Source organism: Streptomyces sp. R-74717 (assembly GCF_047305335.1).
Taxonomy (GTDB): Bacteria; Actinomycetota; Actinomycetes; order Streptomycetales; family Streptomycetaceae; genus Streptomyces; species Streptomyces atratus.
In genome coordinates, this window is record NZ_CP102361.1 from 3834338 (window position 1) to 3860643 (window position 26306).

Below are 26306 nucleotides of genomic sequence, written 5' to 3' on the forward strand. Positions count from 1 at the left end.
ATCGGCCGAAGCGGTCGGCGGAGCGGTCCGGTCACGGTCTCCGAAAGCCGTCACATCAGCGGCAGCAGCAGAGGGGACAGCTTCCCGTCCTCCTCGATCAGACCGCAGTCCAGCAGTTCCTTCCGGGCCGCCGCGAACTCGTCGGGCACCTCGCCCCCTGCCGTCGGCTCGGAGAGCACGATCACATGCTCGTCTGTCGGCCGGAAGCGGGACTGGGAAATGTCGAACGAAGGCATACACACGCACTTGGTAGTCGCTCAGGACTGGGACTCGGCCCAGAAGTTGAGGACTCTCGAAAAGCCCGCCCGTACGGCGCCGCGCCGCGTGAGCACGGACCGGTCGACTCCGGAAAAGAGAGCCGCGAGGGAGATGTCGGCGGGCAGGACCCGGCCCGCCGCCTGCACGGTTACCTTCCTGCCGCTTCCGAGGCCCGACTGCCGCACCGTGATGACGACACCGGGGTCTTCGGCGTCGGGCTGCCGGGACAGCTTGTACGCCCGGCGGTTGATCGCCGTGAGCCTGTACGTGTCGCCCAGATACGTCATGTGCAGGGAGCGTCCCCGGTGCGTCGGCGCCCACCGGTTCCGGCTCATCCGCACGAGCCCGTCGCCCACCCGGAGCGTCGCGCGGTTGAGGGTCGGCATCGACGCGACGTCCGTGTGCACGCCACGCGTCTCGAACGTGGCCGTGGGGATCAGACCACCGCGCACATCCGTGACGATCACGTTCGGCAGGTCCCGACCCGCCGGGTACACCACCCGGATGTCGCCGAACTCCGGAGAAGTGCCCTGCCAGCCGAACTTCGTGCGCCCGGCAGGCTGTTGCTCCTTCCAGTACGCGAGCGTGAACGGGCTGATGGTCGTGTGCATGTCTTTCCCTCGCTAGTCGAACGGGTTGAGGGCGCTGCCCAGCTTCTTCGCCCCGTCGGCGATACCGTCCCCGATGTCCGAGGCCTTGTCACCCACCCAATCCCCGGCCTTCTCGATGCCGTCGCCGATGGCCTCGTGGTTGTCCCAGATCAGGCAGCCGGCGTACACCACGCCTGTGCCGATTGCCAGACCGGCCGTGACCGGGCTGGGCGCCACGATCAGCACGGTCATCGACGCTGGGCCCTGACGTGTCGTGGGACCACGCCCTGAACCCCATCTTCATCATCGACCACATGTGCAACTGGTATAAGCCGTAGAGCGCATAACGAGAAGGGCCCCACCCCTCGCCTTTCGGGGGGGTGGGGCTCTTCTCGTGTTGAACGTGCGAATCGCCGCCGGTCAGTTCAGCCGGTGGCGTCCTGACGCCTGCGGCGCATCCACCACACCAGGGCGGCCGCCACGTTGCCGCTGCCGCCGAGGTAGAGGGTATCGGTGTCCCGGCAGGAGACGTCATCGGACTGGAGGGACGTCTTGGTGGTGGTGTCCAGGTTGCGGTGTTCGACGTTGAACCGGGTGCAGGGGATGTTCTGCTTGGGCTGCTTGGGCTGCTTGGGCTGCTTGGAGAAGTCCACGCCGCCGACGCCCTGGTTGTAGACCTTGCCGCCGTACTCCCACTCGAACCACTCGATGCCCTCCTTGACGGAGTCCATGTAGCGCTGTCAGTGCGCGCTGTATGTGTAGACGGCGGTGGAGGCGGCGCACTCGCCGGGCGGGATCATCTCGACCCGCAGGGTGCCAGTGCGGGCGTCGTAGTCCACGCCTTCGGTCTCGAAGCCGGTTCCCGCGCAGGCGGAGCGCTGCGGGAGGGGGAGGATGACGGAGACGTGGCCGGTGACGGGCTTGCCGTCGAGCGCGCGGTCGAGGTCCACCTGGAACAGCGGGCGCTCCACCGGCCACAGCGACAGGGTGCTGTCGTCGGAGGCGCACACCAGGCGCGTCGCCGAGACGAAGTCGCAGCCCTGGATGTCCCGGACCGGGTGGTCCAGGGAGATCCGGCCTGCCTCGGGAAGCTCGCCGCCACCCGCGGGGGCCTGGGCGTTGAAGACCGGTGCGGGGAAGACCAGGAGTCGGTCCTGCTGGTCCCATTCGCCCGAGACCAGCCACTGCGCGTCGGGAGAGACGGCGGCGAAGGAGTTGTTCATCCGCTCGTCGCCTTCGAGCTGGTGCGTGTAGACGAAGCGCTTTCCGCCCGGGGTGGTGACGGCGAACATCTTGGCTGTCGCGCCGCCATTGCCCTGGTAGGCGTCGAAGATGCGGTTGCGGGCGATCTCCGGGTCGCCGATGTGGGTCCAGCCCTGGTCTCTGAGGTCCTGGGGGATGGAGCCGTTGCCGCGGAACAGCAGGCTGCCATTGCTCCGGGACGCCAGGCCCTGGCCGCCGGCGCGCGAGTCGACGTACGAGACGCCGGTCTCGGTCCACGTGCCGGAGGAGGGGGAGGAGGCGACGGCGGTCGCTGTTCCTCCGGTGGTGGCCAGGGCCAGTGCCCCGAGGAGCACGAGGAACTTCTTCATGGCTTTTCAGCCTTCCGTCTCAATGAAGATGGGGTTGGTGTAGAACCACGTGTCGAGCCAGGGGCTGCCGTCGCCCGGCACGTGCGGAATCGGTCCGTTGGGGTCGATCGAGGCGCCCAGGTAGCCCGCCCCGTTGCGCTTGCCGTCGCTGCCGCGCAGCCGCAGGTAGAAGGACTTGACCCGGCCTCGACAGGGATGGTGAGGGTGTACGTCCCGGCGCGCTCCGACACGTCGGAGGTGTGCACCACCCGGGTGTCCGGCGCCCGCCACTCGTGGGCCGGCAGCAGTGAGCCGGCCGCGATATCGGTTCGTCGTGGTGCGTGGCAGCGCCGTCACACAAGTGCCGTCAAAGAGCGCCGCGGCCGCACCGGGAGCGGCTCACATACGAGCGGGTCAGCGCCTCTCACGAGTGCGCTCCGCTTCAGCACTCAGTGGGCCGCTTCCGATCGGTGCGTGCTATCGGCTAAGCCTCGGCCAGGACATTTCATGCGATTCATACCTTGCGGTTTGGTGGTCCAGTTTGCGCGCGATGAGGACGCCGACTTTCGAAATGCCGCCGAAGTCCCGCCGTATGCCCGGCGGTGGTCTCCGACAGCCGCTCCCTTCACGAACACGCAACGCCCGGCCGCCCCGCGGGGCGGCTGCCGGCCGACGCCTGCAGCCTCCCGTCGTCCCGCAACCTCCGGGTGAATCCGCCCTTAAGGTCGGGGGCGAGTCAGATGGCGGTCCGGCGAGCGCCGGAACCTTGCCGACACTCCCTGCTGAGACAGCTGGACTTTCTTTGCATAATCGGGGTCTGTACGGTCAACGGCCCTGTCTCACTTCCGGTGGTGACGGAGGATGGTGCCAGCCGAGGAGAATGCGGTGGCGGAGGAGGGTGAAGGTGCCCGCCCGTACATCTGCCGCGCAAACAGCTTGGTCTTGGTGTTGACACCTTCGGTTCCGCCGTTGTGGTACGGGAGTGTGAACGCGGCGGTCACAGCGTCGCGGTCTCGGTCCAGGCCCCGGGTGAAGGCGTGCAGATGGGGCAGGTCGGCTGCGCGGACCTGGACGATCCAGCGCGCGAGCGCGTCGCGGCGTGGTCGCGCGGGGGCGCGGGCGCAAGCCCATCGCCGCGAGTCTCAACGGGGCAGCTGAACCCATGACTTGATGCCTCGCTGCGGCGGGTTGGCCTCGCAGGCGCCCCACTCCCCGCCCCAGTCGTCCACAACAGCCGCCAGCAGCCAGAGCGCCTGCCGACGCCGCGTCTCGCAGAGTGTGGCCACGTCCGGGTTGAGGTGGTGGGGGTGTTGGTCCCAGACGAGGAGGCGGAACGCGTCGTCCCGGTGACGCAGGGATACGTAGAGCTCCTTTCCCGGGCTCATCCTGGCTGTGACGGCGATGAGTTCGGACGCCGCGAGCGTGGTCGGCCAGATGTACGGGGCGAGCCCGTGTGCCTTCAGAGCGGCGGCGATGGCCGTGCGGCCGATGAGCGCGCTGCGGATGTCGCCGGGGAGGGTGAAGCTCATCGCGAGTCCACGGCTGGAGCGGCCCTTGGAGCGCAGATACGGCTGTGGGTACTGCTGGGTGTTGGGATGCGGGCTGCCGGGATGCGGATACGGGACCGGCGTACGCGTCTCGGCGACGGCCGGGCAGAGTGCGGCGAGTGGAGATGAGTGCATGGCTGACTCCCCTGATACGGGTGGCGAGTTGGCGGTGTCCCTCTTTCGCGTGGGCGCGCACGAGTGGCTCTTGCGTTGCGGACGAGCAGTGGCTTGTCTCCCTGACGCGGGGCTACCCCTCCCAGGGAAGGAGGTTGCGGGCAGGACCGCGCGATGCACTTCCGGCTCGTCGTCGCTGTGTGAGCGGTGCGTAACCCAATGTAGCTCTAGAGGGGCAAAATAACCCTCTACTTCTGGTGAATGAACCCTTTCGTGGTCGCTTCGCACGCGCACGCGGCAGACTGCCGGTGACCGCACACGGAAAGGAACGGCATGGCAGCGAGGACGTCTCCTACCGAACGTCAGAAGCGGCTCGGTGCCGAGTTGCGGAGGATGCGCACATCGGCCGATGTCTCTGCCGAGTTCGCAGCCGGCTTGCTCGGCGTCGACCGTGGCAAGATCTCGAACATCGAGGCTGGCACACGCCCCATCAACCCGGACCGCCTACGCACGCTGGCCTGCAACTGCGATTGCACAGACGAGAAGTACGTCGACGCACTCGTCGAGATGGCCCACCCGCGCGGGCGCGGCTGGTGGGAGAGGTATCGAGGCACGCTGCCTCACGGTCTGCTCGACATCGCCGAACTGGAGGCACACGCGCTCCGCATGCGAGCTGCGTACTCGATGCACATCCCGGGCCTCCTCCAGACCTCGGATCACGCCCTGGCCCTCTTCCGAGTGGTGATCCCCCAGCTGCCGGAGCGGGAGATCGCGCTGCGGCTTGCACATCGCATGGAGCGCCAAGAAGTTCTGGACAGGGATACGCCCCCACCGTACACAGGCATCGTCCACGAGGCGGCGCTCCGAATGCAGTTCGGCGGACGCTCCGTGGCACGCGCCCAGCTCGACCACCTGCTGAAGAAGTCCGAGCAGGCCAATGTGACGCTGCTGGTGATTCCTTTCGAGGCGGGCGCCTTCCCCGGCGCTGGGCAGACCGTTCTGTACGCGGAAGGACCGGTTCCTCAGCTCGACACCGTGCAGATCGACAACTCGCACGGACCCCTCTTCGTCCACTCGGACGCGCAGTTGACGAAGTACCGGGCCCACTTGGACTGGATGGAAGGGATCGCGCTGCCGCCCGCCAAGTCGCGGGACTTCATCCACAACATCGCACGCCAACTCTGAGGAGATGACCGATGTCGGACGTCAACTGGGAAGACTCATTCTGCGGAGAAGGTAACTCCTGCTTCCGGATCGGAACCGACGAACAGGGCAACAGCTACGTCGCCGTCGCGGGTGCGGAGGAGCACTTCCTCACCGACAGCCGCGAAGCGCTTCAGCAGATGATCCGTGACATCAAGGCCGGCAAGGCCGACCACCTGCTGTGACAGCAAGGGCCCGGCACCGCGACGCGCTCGCGGTGCCGGGCTCCTGTGTGTGCGGGTGCCTCAGGAAGAGGTACCGCGCGGGAAGGAGACCTCCACGCGGCGGTTCTTTTTGCGGCCCTCTTCCGTGCTGTTGTCGGCGATCGGGTACTGCTCGCCGTAACCGCGGATCTCGAAGCTGACCGTCGATCCCAGCTCCTTGACCAGCACCGACTGCACGGCGTTGGCGCGCTGCTTGGACAGCACGTCGCCGTGGGCCGAGGAACCGAGGTTGTCGGTGAAGCCGAAGACGCGCACCTTGGTGGCGTTCTGCTTCTTGATCTCGGCGGCGATGGCCGCGATCCGGGAGTTGGCGGCGGAGCTCAGCTTGGCGCTGTCCTTGCCGAAGAGGACTTCGGCCTGGAGCGCGAACTTGATGTTCGCGTTGCTGTCCTCGCGACGCTCGTCCCCACCCTCGTCCTCGATCACCTGAACGATGTCGAGAACTTTGGCGGGGGCGAGCGTGCCGCCTTCGGGCATCTTCAGATCGGGGTCGTTGGGGTCGAGCTTGACCGGGGGCACTGACGTCGTCTCGGTGCCAGGGGGCACGCTTGGGCCGTCGTCGGCGAGCGCCGACGACGCTCCGAACAACGTGACAGTCGCCACCACCATGGCTGCCGCGACAGAAAGTCCGGCAGCGCCGATTGGCTTCAGCCGAGTTCGGTTGTAGGTCATGTCGGCCGTCACCCTGAAATCTTCAGGGAAGTCGTCGCGAACGTCGGCAGGGTGAAGTCGACCTCAGTCGTCGTGCTTGGAGGCGCTGGGAACTGCATGAAGATGGGAGTTGATTCCCCCACCGACAGCGTCGAGATACCGGTGGTGCAAAGGCAACGGCTCTCCGTGTCCCTGAGAATGTAGTAGCGCTTCTTGCCTGCTTTATCTACCAGTGTTGCACCTGCAACAGAGTTCGGGTTGGCGTTGACGATCGCAGTTTCCGCGCCCTCCCACCCACTGGAGTTCTGCGTCCTGTCGCTCACGTTCTTGATCTCGCCCTGAATCGTGACAAACCCTCCGGAGTCACGCTTCGCCTGATTGATCACGAGAGTCAGCCCGTTTCCTCTGACCTCGGCGAGCTTCACATTCGGGTCCACGTTCTCCCCGGCGGCGGTGTCCTCCTGCTTCGCCCCCTTGTCCTCTTCGGAGGGCTTGGAGGGCGTGGAGGACGACGACGAACCGGCATCGTTCGTCTTTCCGCCGCCATCAGCACCGCAGCCGCTGACGGCCAGGGCCAGCGCCGCCGTCAGCGAGACGACGGCAACTGCCCTTCGGGACTTGGTAGAGCACCGAATGCTCATGGGTTTTGATTCCTTTACTCGTCGTTCGCTGTCACTTGTCGACCAGGTGCACGTCGTAGAGAATCTTGCTCACCTTGGACCAGGGCTTGGGATTGCTTGGCTCGATTTCGAGCATTTCGCCGCCCCTGCAGGTGAAGAAGTACATGTCCTGGACTCCGTCGTCGTTGAAGTCAACGGACTCCCAATCAGGGCAGCGGAACTCGATGACAGCAGTGGCCTTGGTCTCCGCGAACGTGTTCTCCGTATCGGGAACCACCGGCGAGTCCACCGGGTCACGGCCCTTGACCTCAACCCTGATCCGGTCTCGAAGGCCGCCGGGAATCGGCCGACAGCGCGTAACGCGCGCCCCATTCGCTGAGGCCAGCCCGTAGGCCGCAGGGCATCCCAGAACCGGGTGGGCCCGCAGAAAGGGATCCAACATCTTGCCGGGAAGCGAAGCGAGGAACGGTCCCTCGAACTGCTTACGAGTCTCCTGCGCGGCAGCCAGGGCCGCGGCGTCCGCAGCCCCCTGGGCTCCATTGCGCAAGGCTGCGGCCTTGCCAACGGCAAAGAATACGAACGCGAGGAAGAGCAGACCCGCCACCATCACTACGTAGATGGGGAAGGCCTGCCCTGCATCGGTACGGGTGCGATGCCTCATTACTTGGTTTTGATGGTGTTCACCAAGCCCTTGATCTTCTCGCTGATCGCGCTGCCGATACCCGTGGCCACAATCGCACCGATGATCGCCACGACCACCAGGATGATGCCCAGGTACTCGAACGCCGTCTGACCGCGGTCCATGTTCTCGTAGCGCTTCTGGATGCGGCTCACGGCCGTGTTGGCCCAGCCCTGGACGCGGACGACGGTCTTCAGGGTGATGTCCGACATGGTGTTCCCCTCCGGGTTCGGCCGACCGGTAGCCGGCCGACTCGCACGCTTCTTTGGCGTCGCCAGCGGTACCGGCTTCCTCCTGGCCGGTGCCGCTGGCGACATGAGAAACATACGGCTGGGCACCCCGGCCACCGGAGGGTCCCAGGGCCCATTCCCGGGCCCAAACAGTCAGTTGGGCCTGTGCCGACACGCGCCGGGCGCCACGCCCCGAGCCCACGGCCGCGCCCCCCCTACCGTTCCGGCTTCCCCACTCAGCCACGGTGACCACCGGTCCCGCGCACCCCTGGTCCCGCCGTGGGGGCCGTGCCGAGCCAACGGGCGATGGCCTCACTGCGGCTTGCGCTGTGCAGCTTGGTGAAGATGCGGTTGATGTGGTTCTTGACCGTCTTCTCGCTGATGAAGCAGGTGGCGGCGATCTGCTGATTGCTCATGCCTGACGCGATCAGCTCCATGACCTCCACCTCCCGTGAACTCAGCCCGTACTTCCGCCTGTTGAGGGGGACCTCCGGCCCCCCAGTCATGGAAGACTGTGCCACAACCGGTTGCAGATGCGAAAGACCCTGTGATGGTCGGACCGGTCGCGCCGCAGGTGGGGCCGGTTCGGGCTTGGGTGCATGTGCAGGCGCACCGTATTGCTGGACCGGACTCGGGGCGTGGTTGTCGTAGCCGGGCCCCTGGTACGGAACGCCCGTGGTCAGGGCCGCGCCGAGGCCCTCCGGGAGCGGTCGTCCCTGTGGTCCGGGGCCCTGACGCATGTGGGCGAGGAGGGCGTTGGCCGCAGTGGCCGTGAAGTGGGCCCGGCCATTCTTGGTGTCGCGTACCGCCTGCACCAGTTGGTCGGCCGTGAACTCGCCGTGGACCAGATAGCCGCCCGCACCCAGGCGCAGGGCCTCGTGGACGATCTCGCTCTCGCGGCTGTAGGTCAGCATCATGACCGGTGCGACCTGAACGAGGTGGGGCAGGGCGGAGATGCCGTCGACGCCGGGCATGCGGACGTCGAGCAGGACGACGTCCGGGCGGTGCAGTACGGCCATGTCGTAGGCCTGGCGGCCGTCTGCGGCCTCGGCCACGACTTCGATGTCGTCGCGGCCGGAGAGCAGTACGCCCAGACCGGCCCGGACCACTGGGTTGTCGTCGGCGACGACGACCCGCAGGGCGCCGGGGACAGGCGTGGGCGGCCCGGCGGGGAAGGGAGGCATGGACTCGGATGCCGCGGACTGCTGGGGGACGGAGGCGGGGACGGGGAACTCGTTGGAGCTGGGCTGCGAGTTGAGCGGGGTGACGTGCGAGGACGTGTGCTGGGAGGCGTGGTTCTGTGCTGCCCAGTTCTGGCCCGACGCGCGGGAGACGTCGTCCGGCATCTGCGACCTCCTCTCAGGGTTCTATGGGGGGTGAGGGTGGAGTTGGCGCTGCTCAGTTCGGCTGCTGTTCAGTCGGGCTGTTCTGCTTCTGTCGCGGTGCTGAGAGCGGCGATCGGGAGTTCCAGGCGCACTTCGGTGCCCTTGGCCGCCTGCCCCTTTCCGATACGGATGCGGGCGCCGATGGATGCGGCGCGTTCGACCATGCCGACAAGACCGAAGTGCCCGGCGTGCCGGAGGTCGTCGAGTGTGATGCCTGCGGGTAGGCCGCGCCCGTCGTCGTACACGCTGACGCGCAGGACGTCACCCTTCACGCCTGCGAGTACGACGAGGTAGGTGGGTTGGGCGTGTCGGTGGGCGTTCTCCATCGCTTCGGAGGCGACGGTGAGCAGCTGGCGCGCAACCGCCTGGGGGACGTTGGGGACAGGGGTGTCGTTAAGCAGTCGGAAGGTGGCTGTGAGTGTGTGGCGTCGTGTGAAGTCCTCTGCGCGGGCCCGGAGTTCGCGTACTACGTCCACGCCGCCGTCGAGTCCGGACTCGCGGCGCAGGTCGGAGAGAAGCTCGCGGGATTCGGCGGCGGCCCGCCGGGCGGCGCGGGCGACCAGCTCGGCCTGGTGTTTGACGGTGAGCGGGTCCATGCGGTCGGAGGAGCCGGCCAGGCCGTCGGCAGCCAGGGCCAGGCCGTGCAAAGTCTTGGCTACCGAGTCGTGCATCTCTCGTGCGAGCCGGGTCCGTTCGCCCTCCACGGCCTCGTTCACAGCGAGTCGGGCCCGGGTCTCGGTGAGGGCCTGGCTGGCTGTGCCGAAGCGCAGAAGCAGATTGCGCAGGGTGACACCCACCGCCCCTGCGATGATGCAGAAGCCGGGGAGGAGGAGCGCCGTGGCGTCGGCGGGCTGCAGTTTTGGGTCGGTGCCGTACACGCCGAGGACGATGACGGTCTGAAGTGCGGCGAAGACCGCCGCGCCACGCCATCCGTAGACGAGTCCCGCCAGCAGCGGGGTGCAGACGGTGACGTACGCGAGGGTGGACTCGGGGCTGGCGGTGATCAGCAGCAGGGCGCCGAAGAAGGCGTCTATGCCGAGCAGCCAGGGGTGACGCAGGAGTACGGGTCCGAAGCGTTCCCAGTCGCGGAACAGCAAGTACGAGCCCATGAAGGTGACGAGGATGGCCGAGCCGATCAACCAGGAGGCCGGACCCGACGCGGTGTGGCTGATCGCGAACGGTGTGGCTATGGCGATCATCGCGAGCCGGAAGCCGAAAACCTGCCTGCACATCGCCTGGAGCGCGTTGACCTGGATCGCGAACGCCGGACGCGAACCGGGATCGGCGATCGCCTGACGCACCTCAGCATTCAGTCCGGTCTGGATGCCACCGAGTTGGAACGACATGAGCCTGTCACCTCCCTCCGGCCGTCCTGCCCACCGCCCACCTCGTTCACGTCATCCGCCTGTAAGGAAGCTGAAGTCGACGTTGGCGCCGTAGACGAAGCCGACCGTCAGCAGCACAAGGGTTCCGGGAAGCAGGAAGGTCGTAACCGCGAAGGTCGCCTTGGGGACGGCCCTGGCGGCCTTCCGGCGGGCGTTCTGGGCGTCGGTGCGCCGCATGTCGTTGGCGATCTGGATCAGCGTCTCGACGATCGGCGCACCGAGTTCCTCGCCCTGCTGGAGCGTGGTCACGAACATGGCCACCTGCTCCGAGTCATTGCGCTTGCGCAACTGCTCGAAGGCCTCACGGCGACTGACGCCCATGTCCATCTGGCGCAGCGTGATCCGCAGTTCGTCGGCCCAGGGGCCCTCGTACTTCTCGGCGACGCGTGCCAGAGCCTGGCGGAAACCGAGGCCCGCAGAGACCACGACGGCGAGGACATCGAGGAAGTCGGGGAGCGTCCGGTCGATGTGGTCGCGGCGGACGCGGACCGCTGACCAGATACCGACCTCGACCCAGAACAGTCCGAAGGCGATCAGCACCAGAGAGAGGAAAAGCTGCCCACGGATGATCATCGTGAATGCGCCGAGCAGCCCGAGGCCGCCGTAGACGGCCCGGCGGGCGGCGTAGCGGTCAATGGTCAGACCGCCCGGGTTGCCCGCCAGGTCGATCTGGCGGCGCTTCTTGTTGACGGCCTTGGGGCCCATCATCCGCAGGACCGCAGGGGCCCAGCGCATGCCGAGCCGGTCGATGCCGGAACCGACCGCGCTGGTGCGGGTGGAGCCGACCTCCAGGGCGATCGCGAGGTCGCCGGGGAGCTTGGCGTCGGCCCGATACATGCGGATACCGGCGATGGCGCCGTACACCGCGAGGCCCATGAGGCCGGCGAGCAGCAGGTCCATGTTTCCCCCGCTCATCAGACGTCGATCCGGGACATGCGGCGGATCACGATGAATCCGATCGTGTACAGGGTGATGGCGATGACCACCGCGACCTGGCCGATGAAGGCACCGGTCATGCGGTCGAGCGCGCCGGGCATGACCGCGTTCATCAGGAGCATGGCGCCCAGGCCGAAGATGGGGACGGCGTAAGCGGTGACAGTGACCTGGGAGAGCTGGGTCTTGACCTCGCGCCGGGTCTCCTTGCGCTCCTCCAGCGTCTCGGTGAGGTTGCGCAGCGAGCTGACGACCGTACCGCCGGCCCGGTTGGACAGGACGAGCGTGGTCACGAGAACGACGAGTTCGCGGGAAGGCAGCCGGTCGGTCAGCTCGCTCAGTGCGTCGTCGAGCGGTTCACCGACGGCGAGGCGGCGGGAGACCCGGGCCAGTTCCTCGCCCGCCGGGTTCTCCATCTCGTCGGCCGCCATGCCGATGGACGTACGCAGCGCGAGGCCTGCCTGGGTGGCGTTGGCCAGAATGCGTGCGAGCTCGGGGAGCTGGTTGATGAACCGTTCAGTGCGTTTGGTCCGCTGCCAGTTCAGGAAGGCGTTGGTGCCCCACAGGCCGATCAGCGCGGCTACCGGGCCGAAGAAGCTGGCGAGGATCGACGAGGCGATCATCCACAGTCCGGCCATGGCGGCTAGCGCGTAGACGAAGAATTCGCCCGGGGTGATGTCCAGGCCGGTGGCGGCCAGCTTCAGTTCGAGCTTCCGGCCCAGGCCGGTCTTGCGCAGCCTGGTGTCGAGGCCCCGGAAGCGGCGGTGCCGCCCGGTCTCCGGGATGTGGCCGGTGTGCGAAAGACGGTCCACCAGCGCGTCCCGGTCGGCCTTGCCGCCGGAGTAGGCGTGCAGGCCCGCGACACCCGTGATACCGCAGAGCAGCGTGACGCCGATGGTGAGAAGAGGAAGATTCGTCATGGCACGGTACCTAGTTGGCCTCTCGGGTGGCGAGCTGTTCGGCGGATTCGGCGACCCCGAAGGCCTGCGGGACGGGCTGGCTGGCCATGTAGAGACGCTCGGCGATCTTGCGCGGGAGCGGGAGGTAGTTGAACTCGCCGTTGATCCGCCCCTCGGCGTCCATCGGCTGGGCGTCGAACCGGGCGACGGTCACGATGCGGTAGGGATCGCGACCGTGCGAGTCGAGAACGGCGATCTCGGTGATCTTGCGGGAACCGTCGGCGTGCCGGGTGAGCTGGACGATGACGTCGACGGCGCTGTTGATCTGGTCGTGCAGTGCCTCGAACGGGATCTTGATCTCGGACATCGAGGCCAGAGTCTGCAGACGCATGAGCGCGTCCTCGGCGTTGTTGGCGTGGACGGTGGCGAGCGAGCCGTCATGACCGGTCGACATAGCCTGGAGCATGTCGAGCGACTCGCCGCCACGGACCTCACCGACGACGATGCGGTCGGGGCGCATACGAAGGGAGTTGCGGACCAGGTCACGGATGGTGATCTGGCCCTTCCCCTCGACGTTGGCCGGGCGTGATTCCAGCCGGATGACGTGGCTCTGCTGGAGCTGGAGCTCGGCGGAGTCCTCGATGGTGACGATGCGCTCGCTGTCGGGGATGAGGCCGGAGAGCGCGTTGAGGAGCGTCGTCTTTCCGGTACCGGTGGCGCCGGAGACGATGACGTTGAGTTTGGCCTGGACGAGTCCGGACAGCAGGATCAGCATCTGCTCGTCGAGCGAGCCGACATTGATCATTTCCTGGAGCGTGAAGGCCCTGGGGAACCGTCGGATGGTGAGCGTTGCGCCGGTCAGCGACAGCGGCGGGATGATCACGTTGACACGTTCGCCACTGGGTAGACGCGCGTCGACCATGGGGTTCTGCTCGTCCACACGGCGGTTGACCGTCGACACGATGCGCTCGATGGTCTGCATCAGCTGCTCGTGCGAACTGAAGCGCATCGGCAGCTGCTCGACCTTGCCGCTGCGCTCGACGAAGATCTGGTCCGGTCCGTTCACCATGATTTCGGTGATGGACGCGTCTTCGAGGAGCGGTTCCAGAATGCCGAGACCGAGGGCCTCGTCGACGACCCGACGGATCAGCTGGGTGCGTTCGACAGTCGAGAGGACCGGGCCCTCGCGGCTGATGATGTGGCTGAGCACGCGCTCCAGCCGGGCCCGCCGGTCTGCGGCGGCGAGCGAGGACATCTCCGCCAGGTCGATCTCTTCGAGCAGCTTGGCGCGGTAGGTGGCCACCATGTGGCTGTCTTCCCGCGCCCCGCCGTTCTTCTCGGGGGCGGTCATGCGTGCCCGCAGACTCATTGCGTAACTCCTCGTTCAGAAAAACTGTGGTGCCCCGGTCGTGCGGTGCGGGCGCCGGTCACCCTCGCGGCATGGTGGAACTGCGCCTGGCCCAGCCCCAGTCGTCGATACCGGGCACGACGGAGGGGATCTTCACGCGGGTGGTGTAGGTCACTTCGCCGGACCCGGCATCTCGGCTGAACCGCGAATTCCTGTAGCTGCCGAGCCAGTCGCTCATCGCCTCGCGGCCTGCCCTCACGGGATCTCCGTGCGACACGTCTTGGCTGGCGGTACGCGCCGCCGCGCGGGCACCGGTGCCCGCCTGGTTGACGGCGTACGCGGCGACCCCCAGCTGGATCGTGAGAAGACCCACCAGAAGCAGCAGCGGAATGAAGCCCATGTACTCGATGGCGACTTGGCCGCGGTCCCGGCGGGGTGCGGCGGTCCTCCGGCCCGGTGTGCGCGTGCTCATCGCTCGGCCTCCAGCGGCGACGCGGCGTTGCCCTCGACAGTCATGGGCCAGTTGAGTACACCGGGCACCAGGACCGGCACCCGCAGCTTCACCGTGGCCTTGTACAACCCGGACGAGTCATCGCACGTCGTCCGCTTCATCGACTCCCGCCAGACCTTCGGCAGGCCCCTCTCAGCCGCGTGCCGGCATGCCCGCCCCCGCGAGCCCTCCGAGATGGCCCCCTGATGCGCCGCCTCATCCGCCGAGTTCCCCGCCAAGGAGAACGTGTAGCCGATCAGCGCGCACTGCCAGAGCGCGACACACAGCAGGATGATCAGCGGTGTGACGCCCAGGAACTCGATCGCGGTCTGGCCGCGGTCCCGCTTACGGCCGCACAGCCCGCCCCGCAGCCGGCCCCGGTCCGGGCCGCGCGTCAGTCCCCGCGCCGGGGACGGATCACCGTAACGCCTTCCCCGTATCTCCGTGTCTGTCGTCTCGGTAAGTGCCATTGGTCAACTTGCCCCCTTGGTCGTCGCCCGGTTCCGGGCGTCGCCGTCGCGTCGGCCGACGCGTGGGCGGCCGATCGAGCCTCGGTCGTTCTTGAACATTCCGCCGCTCTTCGCGCCGCTCTTCTCGGCCTTCTCAGGAACCTTCACGATGCCCAGCTCGCCCGCAAGGGCCCAGAGGGCCTGTTTGACGGTGCTCTTGGAGTCGAGTTCGTGCAGCCGGCCCGCGTCGACGACGCTCTGGAGTTCCTTGAAGTTCGCGGGAACGGCCGTGTTGGCCGTCCGGGTCCCGGTGATCTTCTCGATCAGCTGCGGCTGGATCTCGGTGTTGCGGATGAACCGGTTGACGACGGTGACCGTCTCCTCCGCCTTGCGGATCTGGAGCCGGTCCCACATCCGTACGAGGCGCTTGGCACCGCGCACCGCGATCACATCCGGTGTGGTGACCAGCAGCGCCGTGTCGGCCATCTCGATGGCCGCGGCACTCGCTCCCTGCAGCTGGCTGCCGCAGTCGATCACCACGACCTCGTAGCGCGAGCGCAGGGCGCTGACGATCTGCCGGGCCGAGCGGTCGCTGACCTCCTCGGCGCTCTCGCCCTCACCGGGGGCCAGCAGCAGCGCGAGGCCGGTGCCGTGGCTGAACACGGCATCGGACAGGACACGCGGCGAGATGTCGGTGATGGTCGACAGGTCGACGATGGAACGCCGGAACTGCACATCGAGGTACGAGCCGATGTCACCGGCCTGGAGGTCCAGGTCGACCAGGGCAACGGTACGTCCGGACGCCTGGGCCGCCAGGGCGAGTTGTACGGCCGTAACGGTGGCCCCGACGCCACCCTTGGCGCCGCTGACCGTGATGACCGTACCGCCGGGGCCGGTGAAGACATCGGCCCCGGTGCTCAGGTGGCGGCGGACGCCGACGGACCACTGGGCGGCGGACTGGATCCGGCTGGCCAGTTCCTCGTAGCTCAGGGGCAGGGTGATGACACCGCGCGCCCCCGACTCCATCGCGGACGAGAACAGGCCGGGGGTGACATCGGCGGTGATCAGCACGACCCCGATGGCGGGGAAGCGCAGGGAGACCTCCCGGATCAGTTCCAGCGCAGGCACCGGACCGATCCGCTCATGGACCAGCACCACCTCGGGCAGCTCGTCGAGCGATTCGCCCGCGAGCCGGGCGAGGGTGTCGATGAGCTGGGTCGAGTCGGTGACCGGAGTGGCCGGTTCCGCGTCGGGGAGCTGGCTGAGCAGGGTGGTGACGGATCTGGCCGCGTCGACGTCACCGACGGCCGGGAGGATCCTGGTGGTCATGCGATCCTCACTTGTCCTTGTCGATCGTGTAGGTGCGGTCGCCCGGGCGGATGGTGCTGTCGCTGCCGGAGGCCAGGAGCGCGAGGCGTACGTGCTCCGCGAAGGACTCGGCGTAGGCGATGCGCTGGGTGTCGAGCGTGTTGAGTGCGAAGGTGATCGGGACGGCCTCGGTGCCCATGTTGGACTTGCCGTCGCGGTTCGGCTCCAGGGCGGTCAGCTTGCCGACGTCCAGCACCTTGGCGTTGGAGACGATGACCTTCGACTGGGAGGGGTCTCCGTCGCGCTCACCGGCGAAGGTGGCGTAGATGTTGACCGTGGCACCGGGGGTGATCTTGCCCGCGACGCCGGTCGCGGCGTCGATCATGATGGCGATCTCCTGCTCCCCGGGCTGCAGTTCGGGGCGCTTCTGCATCATGTCGGACTGAAGCAGCGAGCCCTTGCGCAGCTGGGTGACGGCGATCTTGCCGTTCACCTCGGAGAGGTCGGTCACCGCGTTGGTGGAGAGCCAGCGCTTCGGCATCGAGATCTTCTCGAACTGCCCGGACGACAGGGCGGTATAGGGCGCCACATCGGACTTCAGCTGGTAGGCCGAGACCTCGGGGCCGACCTTGGTGTTGACATCGCTGATCACCGAGAGCACGCCGGCGAAGGCGCCGAAGGCGCACAGAACCGACAAAAGCAGGAGTATCACGCCGCGGCGCTGGCGGGAGTTCATGGGCCGGACAACCTCGTTCGAATCGGATGCGTGGGGCAGCGGACAGGAGGGCGTCTACGGAGGAAAGCGGAAGCGCTAGGACTGCGGTGGTGCGGGCGCTCCCTGGCTGAGGACACCGGCGGAGTGCACTCGGTTCTCGGCTGCGGGTAGCGGGGAGGAGCAGAACCCGCAGCGGTCACCGATGAGGTCCATTCCGCACCAGTGGCAGTTCTCGCGACGTACGGAGGAAACCAGTTGGTACAGGACGGAGATGTCTGGAAGATAGGCAGCGAATTCAACCAATTTTCCGGTTCCCCACCATGCTGGGGAACCGGAAGGAAGCGCGGCCTCGTGAATGGACTGGACCTGCCACGCAGGTGCCAGGGTCTGCTTCACCCACTCGGACTGCGACTGCCCTTTGGCGATCATCAGGTGCGTGGCGAATTCCGGGCCGGCCGGCGGGTCCGTCTTCGGGCCGACCTTGACGAGCTGCGGCTCCGGCCCCGCGACCACGGCGAACTGGGAGCCCGGCACCCACGACTTGGCGTGCGTCCTGAGGTCGACCGGCACCCGGTCGAACTTGGTGACGGAGTTCAGCAGGGCGCCCGCGTGGATGTAGTGCGACAGCAGCCGGGCGGCGGAGGCGACCACTCCCGGGCTGAAGTCACAGATGGACAACTGGCGGAGCTGCCTCACGAGTACGGCGACGCCCAAGGGGGGGAGGTCCACCTTGAGCAGAGCAATGCGGTCGCTCTCCAGCACGGACCGTACGGAGTAGAGCCGGCGCTCATGGGCGGGCGCGATGCCGGTCGGGTACACGGCGACGACGTAGCCGTGCTGTTCGAGCAGCACGTGCATGTCACCGATGGCCATCTCCAACGCCTGGGCGTCGGGGGACTGCAGCAGGGCTGCTGTCGGTGTCTGCTGGTCGGTCGGAGGTAGTACCAAATCAGCATTGGTCACTGCTATTGCGGTCGGCACGCTGTTCCCCGTTTCGGCTCCGGCCAAACGACGGTCATGACGTCGGCCGCAATCGCTCCTGCTCCGCGGTTCTGCCTCAGCACTTTATCCACGTCTTACCTGGCAGAGAACACTTTTCGGAGGTCAGTACGACAACCTGTGCGGGCCGCCTGCACAACATCTCCATACTAAAACGGACCAAATCGAAAATCGTTAACTCCTGCACCACTGCGGAGTGTTACGAATCCACCTTCCGATTACCTGCCCTCGGAAATTCATCTCCGCACGTCAGGCCGGATGCGGAACCTGCCGCACGGGGCTCCGGCGGGACCGGATCGTCACTGTCCGAGCATCTGGGCCGCGTCACTCGCACGAGGGGCACGCGGGATCAACAAATCGTCAATTTGTTGGGGCCCCACGGCCGTTGCGGAACCTCTGAACGGCCGTTCGCGGGTGACTGTCGGGGCGACCACGGAGCGGCCCGGCGAGCGCCGCGCACACAGCTGTCATTGCCAGAGGTCTTGACAACTCGATTGGTCTGGACCAGCTTATCGGCCAGCGGTGGCCCCCGTCGTTCAACTCCACACCCCCTTCATCTCCGCGTCACTCCCCGGACGGCCCGGGGTACCGCCGGTCGACCCCACCGGCTCAGTCCAGGTACCCCGCCGGCATCCCCAACTCCCCCACGGAGGCAGCAAGTGGAACCTTCCCCCGTCAGCGGCCACAGAATCCGCAGGCGCCACACCCGGCCGCTCCTCGGCGGAGCCATGGCCGTCCTCGCGGCCGGCGCGCTGACCGCCACCGGTCTCGTCACCAACGCCGAGGCCGCCGATGTCAACGTCGCCAAGAACGCGGGCTTCGAGTCGGGGCTCGCCGACTGGACCTGTTCCGGCGGCAGCGGCACCACCGTCTCCTCCCCCGTGCACGGTGGCACCGCCGCCCTCAAGGCCACCCCGGCCGGCCAGGACAACGCGAAGTGCACCCAGACCGTGGCCGTGAGGCCCGACTCGACGTACACGCTCAGCTCCTGGGTGCAGGGCGGGTACGCGTACATCGGGGCGAGCGGTACCGGTACCACCGATGTGTCGACCTGGTCCCCCGGCTCCAGCAGCTGGACCCAGCTCACCACCAGCTTCAAAACCGGCCCGAGCACCACCTCGGTCACGGTGTACACGCACGGCTGGTACGGGCAGGCCGCCTACCTGGCGGACGACATCTCGGTCAGCGGCCCCGACGGTGGTGGTGGCACCGACCCCGCGCCGGAGATCCCCGCGGCGCCCGCCGGTCTCACCGTCGGCGCGACCACGCCCTCCTCCATCGCCCTGTCCTGGAACGCGGTGTCCGGCGCGACCGGCTACACCGTCTACAAGGACGGCGCCAAGGTCACCACGTCCACCGGGACCTCCGCCACGATCACAGGTCTGGCCGCCGACACGGCGTACCGGTTCGCGGTGACCGCCACCAACGCGGCCGGTGAGTCCGTCAAGTCCGCGACGGTCAGCGGGCGTACGGCCCAGTCGGGCGGCAACCCCAACCCCGGCACCTCGGTGCCCAAGCACGCGGTGACCGGCTACTGGCAGAACTTCAACAACGGCGCGACCGTACAGAAGCTCAGCGACGTGCCCGCGAACTACGACATCATCGCGGTCTCCTTCGCCGACGCCACGACCACGCCGGGCGCCGTCACCTTCAACCTCGACACGGCGGGCCTGAACGGCTACACCGTCGACCAGTTCAAGGCCGACATCAAGGCGAAACAGGCGGCCGGGAAGAACGTCATCATCTCGGTCGGCGGTGAGAAGGGGTCCGTCTCGGTCAACAGCGACGCCTCCGCCACCAACTTCGCCAACTCGGTCTACTCGCTCATCCAGGAGTACGGCTTCAACGGCGTCGACATCGACCTGGAGAACGGTCTCAACGCCACGTACATGACGAAGGCGCTGCGCTCGCTGTCGCAGAAGGCGGGGTCCGGTCTCGTCATCACGATGGCGCCGCAGACCATCGACATGCAGTCCACCTCGGGCGAGTACTTCAAGACGGCGCTCGGCATCAAGGACATCCTGACCGTCGTGAACATGCAGTACTACAACAGCGGTTCGATGCTCGGCTGCGACGGCAAGGTCTACTCGCAGGGCTCGGTGGACTTCCTCACCGCGCTCGCCTGCATCCAGTTGGAGGGCGGCCTCGACCCGTCCCAGGTCGGTCTCGGCGTCCCCGCCTCCACCAGCGGCGCGGGCAGCGGCTATGTCTCGCCGTCGATCGTGAACGCGGCCCTGGACTGCCTGGCCGTCGGCACCAACTGCGGCACGTTCAAGCCCGCGAAGACGTATCCGGGTCTCCGCGGTGCGATGACCTGGTCGACCAACTGGGACGCCACGTCGGGCAACGCCTGGTCGAACGCGGTGGCCCCGCACGTGCACGGCCTGCCGTAACCACCGTCCGGCATCAGTGACCAGCAGCGCCGCCGCTCCCCCGGCGGCGCTGCTGCATGCGTGTCCCGGGCCTGTCCCGGATCCGGGCGCGCTGTCCGGGACAGGTCCGGCCCATGGCCTCGTGGGCGTCCACGTGCCACCGTGGTGGGAGGCACGGAGGTGCGACAGGGGGAGTGACATGGCCGGGGCGCGGGTTCAGGCGCTGGGCGCGGACGATCCGGCGGTGCTCGGGCCTTACCGGCTGATCGGGCGGCTGGCCTCCGGCGGCATGGGGCGGATCTACTTGGCCCGGAGCGACGGCGGGCAGGGCCCCGGGGAGCTCGGCCGGGGAGCCGAGGGCGCCGGTGGGCTCGTCGCGGTGAAGACGCTGCTCGCCGAGGGGGACGTCAGCGATGTCGACCGGCGACGGTTCGCCCGGGAGGTGACTCTCGCGCAACGGGTCGACAGCGCGCACACCGCGCGGGTACGGGACGCCGACCCGGGCGCCGAGCGCCCCTGGATGGCCATCGACTACATCGCCGCTCCCCCGCTCTCCGAACTGGTCCGCACCTGCGGGGTGTTGCCCGCATCGGCCGTGCGATGGGCGGCGGCCGGCACCGCGGAGGCACTGGTCACCCTCCACCGGGAGGGCATCGTGCATCGGGACGTGAAGCCGCAGAACGTTCTGCTGCCGCTCGACGGCCCCCGGCTGATCGACTTCGGCATATCCCATGCCAGCGACCTCACCCGCACCAGTCTCACCCTGGGCACCATCGCGTTCACCTCGCCCGAGCAGGCGCGCGGCGAGCCGTCCACGGCCGCCTCGGACGTGTACTCGCTGGGCGCGACCCTGTTCCTGCTGGCCACCGGGCGGCCGCCGTACCGCGCGGACGGCGACACTCTGCGCCTGCTCGCCCGGGTCCAGCGCGGCGAACTCGACCTCGGCGGGCTGCCGAAGGAACTCGTCCCGACGATCCGCCCCTGCCTGGCCACCGACCCGGCCCAACGCCCCACGCCCGCGGATCTGCTCGGCCGGTTCCGGGCGGACCAGGCCGGGATGCCGGCGACGCACAGCGGCAGTCGCTGGCTGCCGCCGCGCTGGACGGCGCTGATCGGGGAGTACGCGGCCCAGGGCCGGGACCTCGCGCGCACGAACCGGATCGAACCGGAAGCCCCGACCGTCGACCAGCGCACGAGCGTGGTGCCGCCGCCGAACACCACCCGGATGTACACCGAGGAGCGCGAGGCGCACCTGCGGCGGCTGCGGGAACGCGCCGCGCGGGAACGGCAGCGCGCCGCCGAGGAGCACGAGCGGGCCGAACGGGAACGGGCGGAGAAGCGCGCCGCGCGGGAACGGGAGCGCGCCGCCGAGGAGCACGAGCGGGCCGAACGGGAACGGGCCGCGCGGCGTGCCCGTGCCTCGTCAGCACGGCCGTCGTCGTCCTCGTCGTCGTCCGCGTCGGCACCCCGCAGCACACCCACACCGACGACACCAACGACACCGGCGGCGAAGAAGTCCTCCGGCAGTGGCTGGCTGCTCATCCCGGTCCTCTTCTTCGTACTCGTGATCTGGCAGCCCTGGGAATCCTCGGGCACGAACAGCACCACGGGCAGCACCAGCAGCACCGCGTCCGGCGGGAGTGCCTACGGTTCCACTGCGAGGCAGACCCCGACCCCCACTCCCACGCCCACCCCCGATGCCACGGACCTGGCGTTCCGCGCCGTGCGTTCCGGCGACTGCCTCAACGTCTACGACGACGGGCACGGGAGGTGGAGCGCCTCGGTACCCCTCCGGGTCGACTGCGATTCCGCCAACGCCTATGTCTACGTCACCAGCGCCACCTCCACCTCCGGTTCCCCCTACGACTGCGGCAGCGAAAACGGTCGCGGCGAGTGGCACCACTCGGCGGACGACGGGTTCGACACGACCCTCTGTCTGTCGCGTCAGTTCCGTAAGGGCCAGTGCTTTCCCGCCGACCTGAAGGGGAACGGCCGGGCCGATCTGATGGTGGTCTGGAACTGCAACTCCGACCGTGTGCCGCTCGCGGGCTACTCGATCGTGCAGATCACCGGCTACTACCGGGCGCCCAAGTCGTACAGCGGCCAGATCTGTCCGGCGGGTTCCGGGCAGCAGTACTGGTACTGGAAGGTCGACGGCGACAAGAACATCGTCTGCACCCGCCAGTCCTGACCCGGCACCCGGCACCCGGCACCCGGCACCCGGCACCCGGCAGAGTGTGGCCGGCAGAGTGTGGCCGGCAAGGCGTGGGATGCCGAAGATGAGGCTGGTCAGGCCCATGGCGGGCGGGGCGCGCTTCTCGCCGAAGAGGTTCAGCAAGCGGGCGCTCAACACCTCGGCTCCGCCGGACACTTCGAGGATCGCGCCGAGGCCGATGGTGATCGTGACATGGCCGAGGGGGAGCGCGGCACGGCGCTGCCGTGGTGCTGGGCGCCGTGCCGTGCGTGGTGATGCGGTGCAGCGGGTGCGGCAAGTGGATCAGCTGGTTCAGCCGAGGACCGCGAGCGCGTCGATCTCGATCAGCAGCCCCTTGGGGAGGCCGACGTAGACCGTCGTACGGGCAGCGGGGGCCGCCTTGAGGTTCTGCTCGCCGAAGTAGGCGTTGTAGATCTCGTTCATCTCGGCGAAGTGGTCCACGTCCGTGAGGTAGACGCGCATCATCATCACGTCGTCCCAGCTCGCGCCGCCCTCCTCCAGGATCGCCTTGACGTTGGCGAAAGTCTGGAGGGTCTGCTCGCGCAGCGTCGGACCGGCGGGGGTCGGGGCCAGGCCAGTTGAAACGCTGTCGGCGGGGAGGAAGCCGACCTGGCCGGCGACCTGGAGGATGTTCCCCTTCTTCACGCCGTGCGAGAACTTCGCGGGCGGTGTGGTGTGGGTGCTCGGGGTGAGGGCGATCTTCTCGGTCATGGCTGTTCAGGCTTTCTTGGGTTGGTTGGTGCCGGAGTACTCCCGGCTGATGGTGTCGGCGGTGCGGCGCACCAGGGGAAGCAGGGTGAGGAGTTCCTCGGCCGTGACGACGACATTGGGTGCGGAGACCGACATCGCGGCGACGACCCGCCCGTCCGCACCCCGGATGGGGGCGCCGATGCAGTTGATGGACTCCTCGTGGCCGCCGAGGTCGGTGGCCCAGCCCTGTTCGCGGACGACGGCGAGCTCCTTGAGGAAGGCACCGGCATTCGGGGTCGAACGGGACGTGTACATGGGGTAGTCGAGCTTCTCGGCGATGGCGCGCCGCTCGGGCTCGGTGAGGTCGGCGAGGAGCAGCTTCGCGACGGCGGCGACGGTGATCGCGACGGGCTTGCCGATCCGCGAGTACATCCGGACCGGGTAGCGGCTCTCGACCTTGTCGATGTAGAGGACCTCGTGCTCCTCGTACACCGCGAGATGCACGGTGTGGCCGCAGCTCTCGTTGAGTTCGACGAGGTGGGGGTGGGCGATCTCCCGTACGTCGAGGTTCTCGACGGCCTCCTGCGCGAGCGCGAAGAGTCGGGCGCCGAGGCGGTAGCGCTGGTCCTGCTGGCGGTAGACGAGTCCGTGCTCGTGGAGCGTACGGAGCAGGCGCAGCGCGGTGGACTTGTGGACGCCGAGCTGTTCGGCGACCTGCCCGAGGTCGGCGGGCCCCTGGGCGAGCAGCGGCAGGATGCTCAGCGCCCGGTCGACGGTCTGACTCATACGCGTGCCTCGCTGCCCTCGGCCCGGTCGTCGCCCGGGGCGCCCCTCTTGTCCGTTCGCTCGCTGCGCTCGCTCACGTCGTGCGTACCTCCTGGTCGTGCCCCGTCCACCCGGGGCCGAGACGAAGTCTCCCCCAGGCGTCGTCGTCCAGTGCGGCAAGGGCGTCGGCGTGAGCGCGGGCGGGAGGGGCGGTGAGGTCTCCGGGGACGGTGAGGACGGCGGCGGCCATGAGGTGGCCGTGCCGGACGCGGTCGCGTACGGGGAGGTCGCGGAGGGTGGCGGAGAGGAACCCGGCGGCGAAGGCGTCACCGGCGCCGACGGGGGCGACGACGTCGACCCGGAGGGCGGGGACGGTGGTGACGGTGTCGGCCTCGCCCGCGTCCGAGAAGACCGTCGCCCCGTCGGACCCGCGCTTCACGACCAGCACCTCCGGCTCCGGCAGTGCCGCGCGAATCGCCTGCGCACCCTTCACCCCCCACGCCTCCTCCGCCTCGTCCTCGCCGACGAAGACCAGGTCGGAGCGGCGGGCCAGGTCCAGGAGCACCTCGGGGGCCGCGTCGGTGTCGCGCCACAGGCCCGGCCGGTGGTTGACGTCGAAGGAGATCAGCGGTCGACCGGTCCGGGGGGCGGTCAGGTCGTGGAGCAGGGCCAGGCAGTCGGCGGAGAGCGCCGCCGTGATGCCGGACAGATGCAGGACGCGGCCCGCGGACAGCGCCTCGTACGGGACGTTGTCCGGGGACATCGCGGAGGCGGCGGACCCGGCCCGGTAGTACGCGACCTCGTGCACATCGGTGGCCCGGTCCGTCGCCGTACGGAAGTAGATCCCGGTGGGCCGCGCCGGATCGCGCTGCACGGCCAAGGTGTCGACCCCGTAGCCGGCGACCGCCTCGACGAGATGGTCCCCGAACCCGTCCGCACCGACCCTGCTGACCCAGGCCGCCCGGTGCCCGGCGGCGGCGAGCGCGCAGGCGACATTGGACTCGGCGCCGCCGATGCCGCGGCCGAAGGAGGGTACGTCGGCGAGGCGTCCGGGCTGCGACGGCAGGAACGTCACCATGGACTCGCCGAGGCACACGACTTCGGCGGCCGTGGTGGCTTCGGCGGTCCTGGCCGGGGTTCCGGACACTCGGGGCTCCTCGCGGGGTCGGCTGGTTCGGTGATTCGGCGGCTGTGGCGGGTGCGGCGGGGCAGTGGTTCGGGGTGGTGCGGCGCCGGCTGCCGGCTCTCGGCATTGACCCGGCGTCGGCTCGGATGTTAGACAGCGTCAAGCGATATGCGCAATGGGTGTTGCATATGCTGCAACGAACACTTCGATCGAGGAGGCCCCCTTTGGCCGCCGACCGTCCTGTGGCCGGACTTGCCGACGAGCTGGTCGACCACCGCTTCAAGGCGCTCCCGCCCGACGCGGAGGGCCTGAGCGTCGGCGCCCTCGCCGCCGAGCGACGCAGTCTGTTCACGGGCGGTTTCACCACCCCGGTGCTCGCTCTGTCCGCCGAGTCGGTCGAGCACAATCTCGCCCTTCTGGAGACGTACGCGGAGCGCCACGGGCTCGCCTTCGCCCCGCACGGCAAGACCTCCATGTCACCGCAGCTCTTCGCCCGCCAGCTGGAGCACGGCGCCTGGGGCATCACCGCGGCCGTGCCGCACCAGGCGCGGGTCTATCGGGCGTACGGAATCCGGCGGATCTTCCTCGCCAACGAGCTCGTCGACGCCGTGGCCCTGCGCTGGCTGGCCGGTGAGCTGGACTCCGATCCGGACTTCCGCTTCATCTGTTACGTCGACTCGGTGCGTGGCGTGGAGCTGATGGACGAGGCACTGCGGGCGGCGGGCGCCTCCCGCCCCGTGGACGTCGTCGTGGAGCTGGGCGCGGGCGAGGGTGCGCGTACGGGTGTCCGTACCGAGGCCGGGTGCGCGGCGGTCGCCGATGCGGTGGCCGCGGCCTCGACGCTGCGGCTGGTGGGCGTGGCCGGTTACGAGGCCGAGGTGCCGGACGCGTCCGGCGAGCGGGTACGGGAGTGGCTGCGCCGGCTCGTCGCGCTGGCCGTCGACCTCGACCGCGCGGGCCGGTTCGCGGCGTCCGCGGCCGACGAGGGGATCGTGATCAGCGCGGGCGGCAGTGCGTGGTTCGACGCGGTGGCGGACGTGTTCGCCCGGATCCCGGAACTCTCCGGTCCGGTGCTCAAGCTGCTGCGCTCGGGGGCGTACGTCTCGCACGACAACGGCCACTACCGCCACAGCACCCCGTTCAACCGCGTCCCGGAGGAGGGGGCCCTGCAGCCCGCCTTCCGGCTCTGGGCCCAGGTTGTCTCCCGACCCTCCCCCGAACAGGCGTTCCTCAACGCGGGCAAGCGGGATGCGGCGTACGACCTCGACCTCCCGCAGGCACAGGTCGTGCGGTCCGGCCGCGACGGCTCGGTCCGGCCCGCGAAGGGTGTCGCGGTCAGCGGTCTGTCGGACCAGCACACGTGGGTGCGTACGGAGCCGGGCGCGGAGCTGGAAGTGGGTGACTGGGTGGGGATGGGTCTGTCGCACCCGTGTACGAGCTTCGACAAGTGGCAGCTGATTCCTCTGGTGGAGGCGGACGGCACGGTCACGGATTACATCCGCACGTTCTTCTGACCTCTGCCCGCCCCTCCCCGTACCCG

At 68.4% G+C, this 26306-nt stretch carries 27 protein-coding genes and 4 pseudogenes; 5 read left to right on the plus strand and 26 right to left on the minus strand.

Going from position 1 to position 26306, the window contains the following annotated elements; genetic code table 11:
- Window positions 1-50 precede the first annotated feature (50 nt).
- The 8 genes and pseudogenes from NRF20_RS17200 to NRF20_RS17235 form a co-directional block, all read right to left on the minus strand.
- Complete coding sequence (locus tag NRF20_RS17200; RefSeq protein WP_398632170.1) at window positions 51-236, minus strand: hypothetical protein; 186 nt, start codon at window positions 234-236, stop codon at window positions 51-53.
- Between the two features lie 21 nt (window positions 237-257).
- On the minus strand, window positions 258-869 hold the full coding sequence (locus NRF20_RS17205) for a hypothetical protein (RefSeq protein WP_398632169.1): 612 nt from the start codon (window positions 867-869) through the stop codon (window positions 258-260).
- Window positions 870-881: 12 nt separating this feature from the next.
- Window positions 882-1106, minus strand: a pseudogene (locus NRF20_RS17210) (hypothetical protein); the annotation flags it as partial.
- 167 nt (window positions 1107-1273) lie between these two features.
- On the minus strand, window positions 1274-1579 hold the full coding sequence (locus tag NRF20_RS17215; RefSeq protein WP_413752840.1) for a hypothetical protein: 306 nt from the start codon (window positions 1577-1579) through the stop codon (window positions 1274-1276).
- 9 nt (window positions 1580-1588) lie between these two features.
- A complete protein-coding gene (locus NRF20_RS17220; protein WP_398632167.1) occupies window positions 1589-2440 on the minus strand; it encodes a hypothetical protein in 852 nt (283 codons plus the stop codon).
- A gap of 6 nt (window positions 2441-2446) precedes the next feature.
- A pseudogene (locus NRF20_RS17225) lies at window positions 2447-2709 on the minus strand (histidinol-phosphatase); the annotation flags it as partial.
- A gap of 535 nt (window positions 2710-3244) precedes the next feature.
- Window positions 3245-3516: pseudogene (locus NRF20_RS17230) on the minus strand (transposase); the annotation flags it as partial.
- Between the two features lie 45 nt (window positions 3517-3561).
- Window positions 3562-4101 carry an ATP-binding protein gene (locus NRF20_RS17235; protein WP_413752842.1) on the minus strand — a complete coding sequence of 180 codons (540 nt, stop codon included), beginning with the start codon at window positions 4099-4101 and terminating at the stop codon, window positions 3562-3564.
- Window positions 4102-4413: 312 nt separating this feature from the next.
- Here NRF20_RS17235 and NRF20_RS17240 point away from each other — a divergent pair, with 312 nt between their 5' ends.
- A complete protein-coding gene (locus tag NRF20_RS17240) occupies window positions 4414-5265 on the plus strand; it encodes a helix-turn-helix domain-containing protein (RefSeq protein ID WP_398632165.1) in 852 nt (283 codons plus the stop codon).
- Between the two features lie 11 nt (window positions 5266-5276).
- Complete coding sequence (locus tag NRF20_RS17245) at window positions 5277-5468, plus strand: hypothetical protein (protein ID WP_398632164.1); 192 nt, start codon at window positions 5277-5279, stop codon at window positions 5466-5468.
- A 60-nt stretch (window positions 5469-5528) separates the two neighbouring features.
- Here NRF20_RS17245 and NRF20_RS17250 read toward each other — a convergent pair whose 3' ends face one another.
- The 14 genes from NRF20_RS17250 to NRF20_RS17315 form a co-directional block, all read right to left on the minus strand.
- Window positions 5529-6179, minus strand: coding sequence for an OmpA family protein (locus NRF20_RS17250; protein WP_398632163.1), 651 nt, complete (start codon window positions 6177-6179; stop codon window positions 5529-5531).
- 8 nt (window positions 6180-6187) lie between these two features.
- Window positions 6188-6799 carry a hypothetical protein gene (locus tag NRF20_RS17255; RefSeq protein WP_266358399.1) on the minus strand — a complete coding sequence of 204 codons (612 nt, stop codon included), beginning with the start codon at window positions 6797-6799 and terminating at the stop codon, window positions 6188-6190.
- A gap of 31 nt (window positions 6800-6830) precedes the next feature.
- Window positions 6831-7439, minus strand: coding sequence for a pilus assembly protein TadG-related protein (locus NRF20_RS17260; protein ID WP_413752843.1), 609 nt, complete (start codon window positions 7437-7439; stop codon window positions 6831-6833).
- The gene (locus NRF20_RS17265; RefSeq protein WP_266358403.1) at window positions 7439-7669 is read right to left on the minus strand and encodes a hypothetical protein; all 231 of its coding nucleotides are present in this window, start codon (window positions 7667-7669) and stop codon (window positions 7439-7441) included. Before NRF20_RS17265 ends, NRF20_RS17260 begins: the two co-directional genes overlap by 1 nt.
- 254 nt (window positions 7670-7923) lie before the next feature.
- Window positions 7924-9033, minus strand: a complete 1110-nt coding sequence (locus NRF20_RS17270) for a response regulator (RefSeq protein ID WP_413752844.1) — start codon at window positions 9031-9033, stop codon at window positions 7924-7926.
- Between the two features lie 68 nt (window positions 9034-9101).
- On the minus strand, window positions 9102-10418 hold the full coding sequence (locus NRF20_RS17275) for a sensor histidine kinase (protein ID WP_413752845.1): 1317 nt from the start codon (window positions 10416-10418) through the stop codon (window positions 9102-9104).
- 51 nt (window positions 10419-10469) lie between these two features.
- Window positions 10470-11357 carry a DUF5936 domain-containing protein gene (locus NRF20_RS17280; protein WP_266365282.1) on the minus strand — a complete coding sequence of 296 codons (888 nt, stop codon included), beginning with the start codon at window positions 11355-11357 and terminating at the stop codon, window positions 10470-10472.
- Window positions 11358-11371: 14 nt separating this feature from the next.
- Window positions 11372-12310, minus strand: coding sequence for a type II secretion system F family protein (locus NRF20_RS17285; RefSeq protein WP_266358407.1), 939 nt, complete (start codon window positions 12308-12310; stop codon window positions 11372-11374).
- 10 nt (window positions 12311-12320) lie between these two features.
- Window positions 12321-13658, minus strand: coding sequence for a CpaF family protein (locus tag NRF20_RS17290; protein ID WP_266358409.1), 1338 nt, complete (start codon window positions 13656-13658; stop codon window positions 12321-12323).
- Between the two features lie 58 nt (window positions 13659-13716).
- Window positions 13717-14109 (minus strand): TadE/TadG family type IV pilus assembly protein, encoded by a 393-nt coding sequence (locus NRF20_RS17295; RefSeq protein WP_266358410.1) that lies wholly within the window; start codon window positions 14107-14109, stop codon window positions 13717-13719.
- The gene (locus NRF20_RS17300) at window positions 14106-14597 is read right to left on the minus strand and encodes a TadE family protein (RefSeq protein ID WP_398632159.1); all 492 of its coding nucleotides are present in this window, start codon (window positions 14595-14597) and stop codon (window positions 14106-14108) included. The genes NRF20_RS17295 and NRF20_RS17300 overlap by 4 nt, the downstream gene beginning before the upstream one ends.
- Before the next feature lie 3 nt (window positions 14598-14600).
- Window positions 14601-15905 (minus strand): CpaE family protein, encoded by a 1305-nt coding sequence (locus NRF20_RS17305; protein WP_398632158.1) that lies wholly within the window; start codon window positions 15903-15905, stop codon window positions 14601-14603.
- Window positions 15906-15912: 7 nt separating this feature from the next.
- Window positions 15913-16620, minus strand: a complete 708-nt coding sequence (cpaB, locus tag NRF20_RS17310) for a Flp pilus assembly protein CpaB (RefSeq protein WP_114246363.1) — start codon at window positions 16618-16620, stop codon at window positions 15913-15915.
- Window positions 16621-16695: 75 nt separating this feature from the next.
- Complete coding sequence (locus NRF20_RS17315; RefSeq protein WP_398632157.1) at window positions 16696-17562, minus strand: hypothetical protein; 867 nt, start codon at window positions 17560-17562, stop codon at window positions 16696-16698.
- A 764-nt stretch (window positions 17563-18326) separates the two neighbouring features.
- Here NRF20_RS17315 and NRF20_RS17320 point away from each other — a divergent pair.
- Both NRF20_RS17320 and NRF20_RS17325 read left to right on the plus strand, forming a co-directional pair.
- Window positions 18327-19991 carry a chitinase gene (locus tag NRF20_RS17320; RefSeq protein ID WP_413754566.1) on the plus strand — a complete coding sequence of 555 codons (1665 nt, stop codon included), beginning with the start codon at window positions 18327-18329 and terminating at the stop codon, window positions 19989-19991.
- Window positions 19992-20169: 178 nt separating this feature from the next.
- Window positions 20170-22161, plus strand: coding sequence for a serine/threonine-protein kinase (locus NRF20_RS17325; RefSeq protein WP_413752846.1), 1992 nt, complete (start codon window positions 20170-20172; stop codon window positions 22159-22161).
- Window positions 22162-22236: 75 nt separating this feature from the next.
- Here the strand turns inward: NRF20_RS17325 and NRF20_RS17330 are convergent.
- The 4 genes and pseudogenes from NRF20_RS17330 to NRF20_RS17345 all read right to left on the minus strand — a co-directional run.
- Window positions 22237-22386 (minus strand): annotated as a pseudogene (locus NRF20_RS17330) (GntP family permease); the annotation flags it as partial.
- Window positions 22387-22476: 90 nt separating this feature from the next.
- Window positions 22477-22896: a RidA family protein gene (locus tag NRF20_RS17335; RefSeq protein ID WP_413752847.1), complete on the minus strand. Its 420-nt coding sequence runs from the start codon at window positions 22894-22896 to the stop codon at window positions 22477-22479.
- 6 nt (window positions 22897-22902) lie between these two features.
- The gene (locus NRF20_RS17340; RefSeq protein ID WP_398632154.1) at window positions 22903-23661 is read right to left on the minus strand and encodes an IclR family transcriptional regulator; all 759 of its coding nucleotides are present in this window, start codon (window positions 23659-23661) and stop codon (window positions 22903-22905) included.
- Window positions 23662-23734: 73 nt separating this feature from the next.
- Entirely contained in the window at window positions 23735-24787 is a 1053-nt protein-coding gene (locus NRF20_RS17345) for a sugar kinase (protein ID WP_398632153.1), read from the minus strand.
- Between the two features lie 203 nt (window positions 24788-24990).
- On the opposite strand from NRF20_RS17345, the gene NRF20_RS17350 reads away from it, so the two are divergent.
- The gene (locus NRF20_RS17350) at window positions 24991-26280 is read left to right on the plus strand and encodes an amino acid deaminase (protein ID WP_413752848.1); all 1290 of its coding nucleotides are present in this window, start codon (window positions 24991-24993) and stop codon (window positions 26278-26280) included.
- Window positions 26281-26306: the final 26 nt, after the last annotated feature.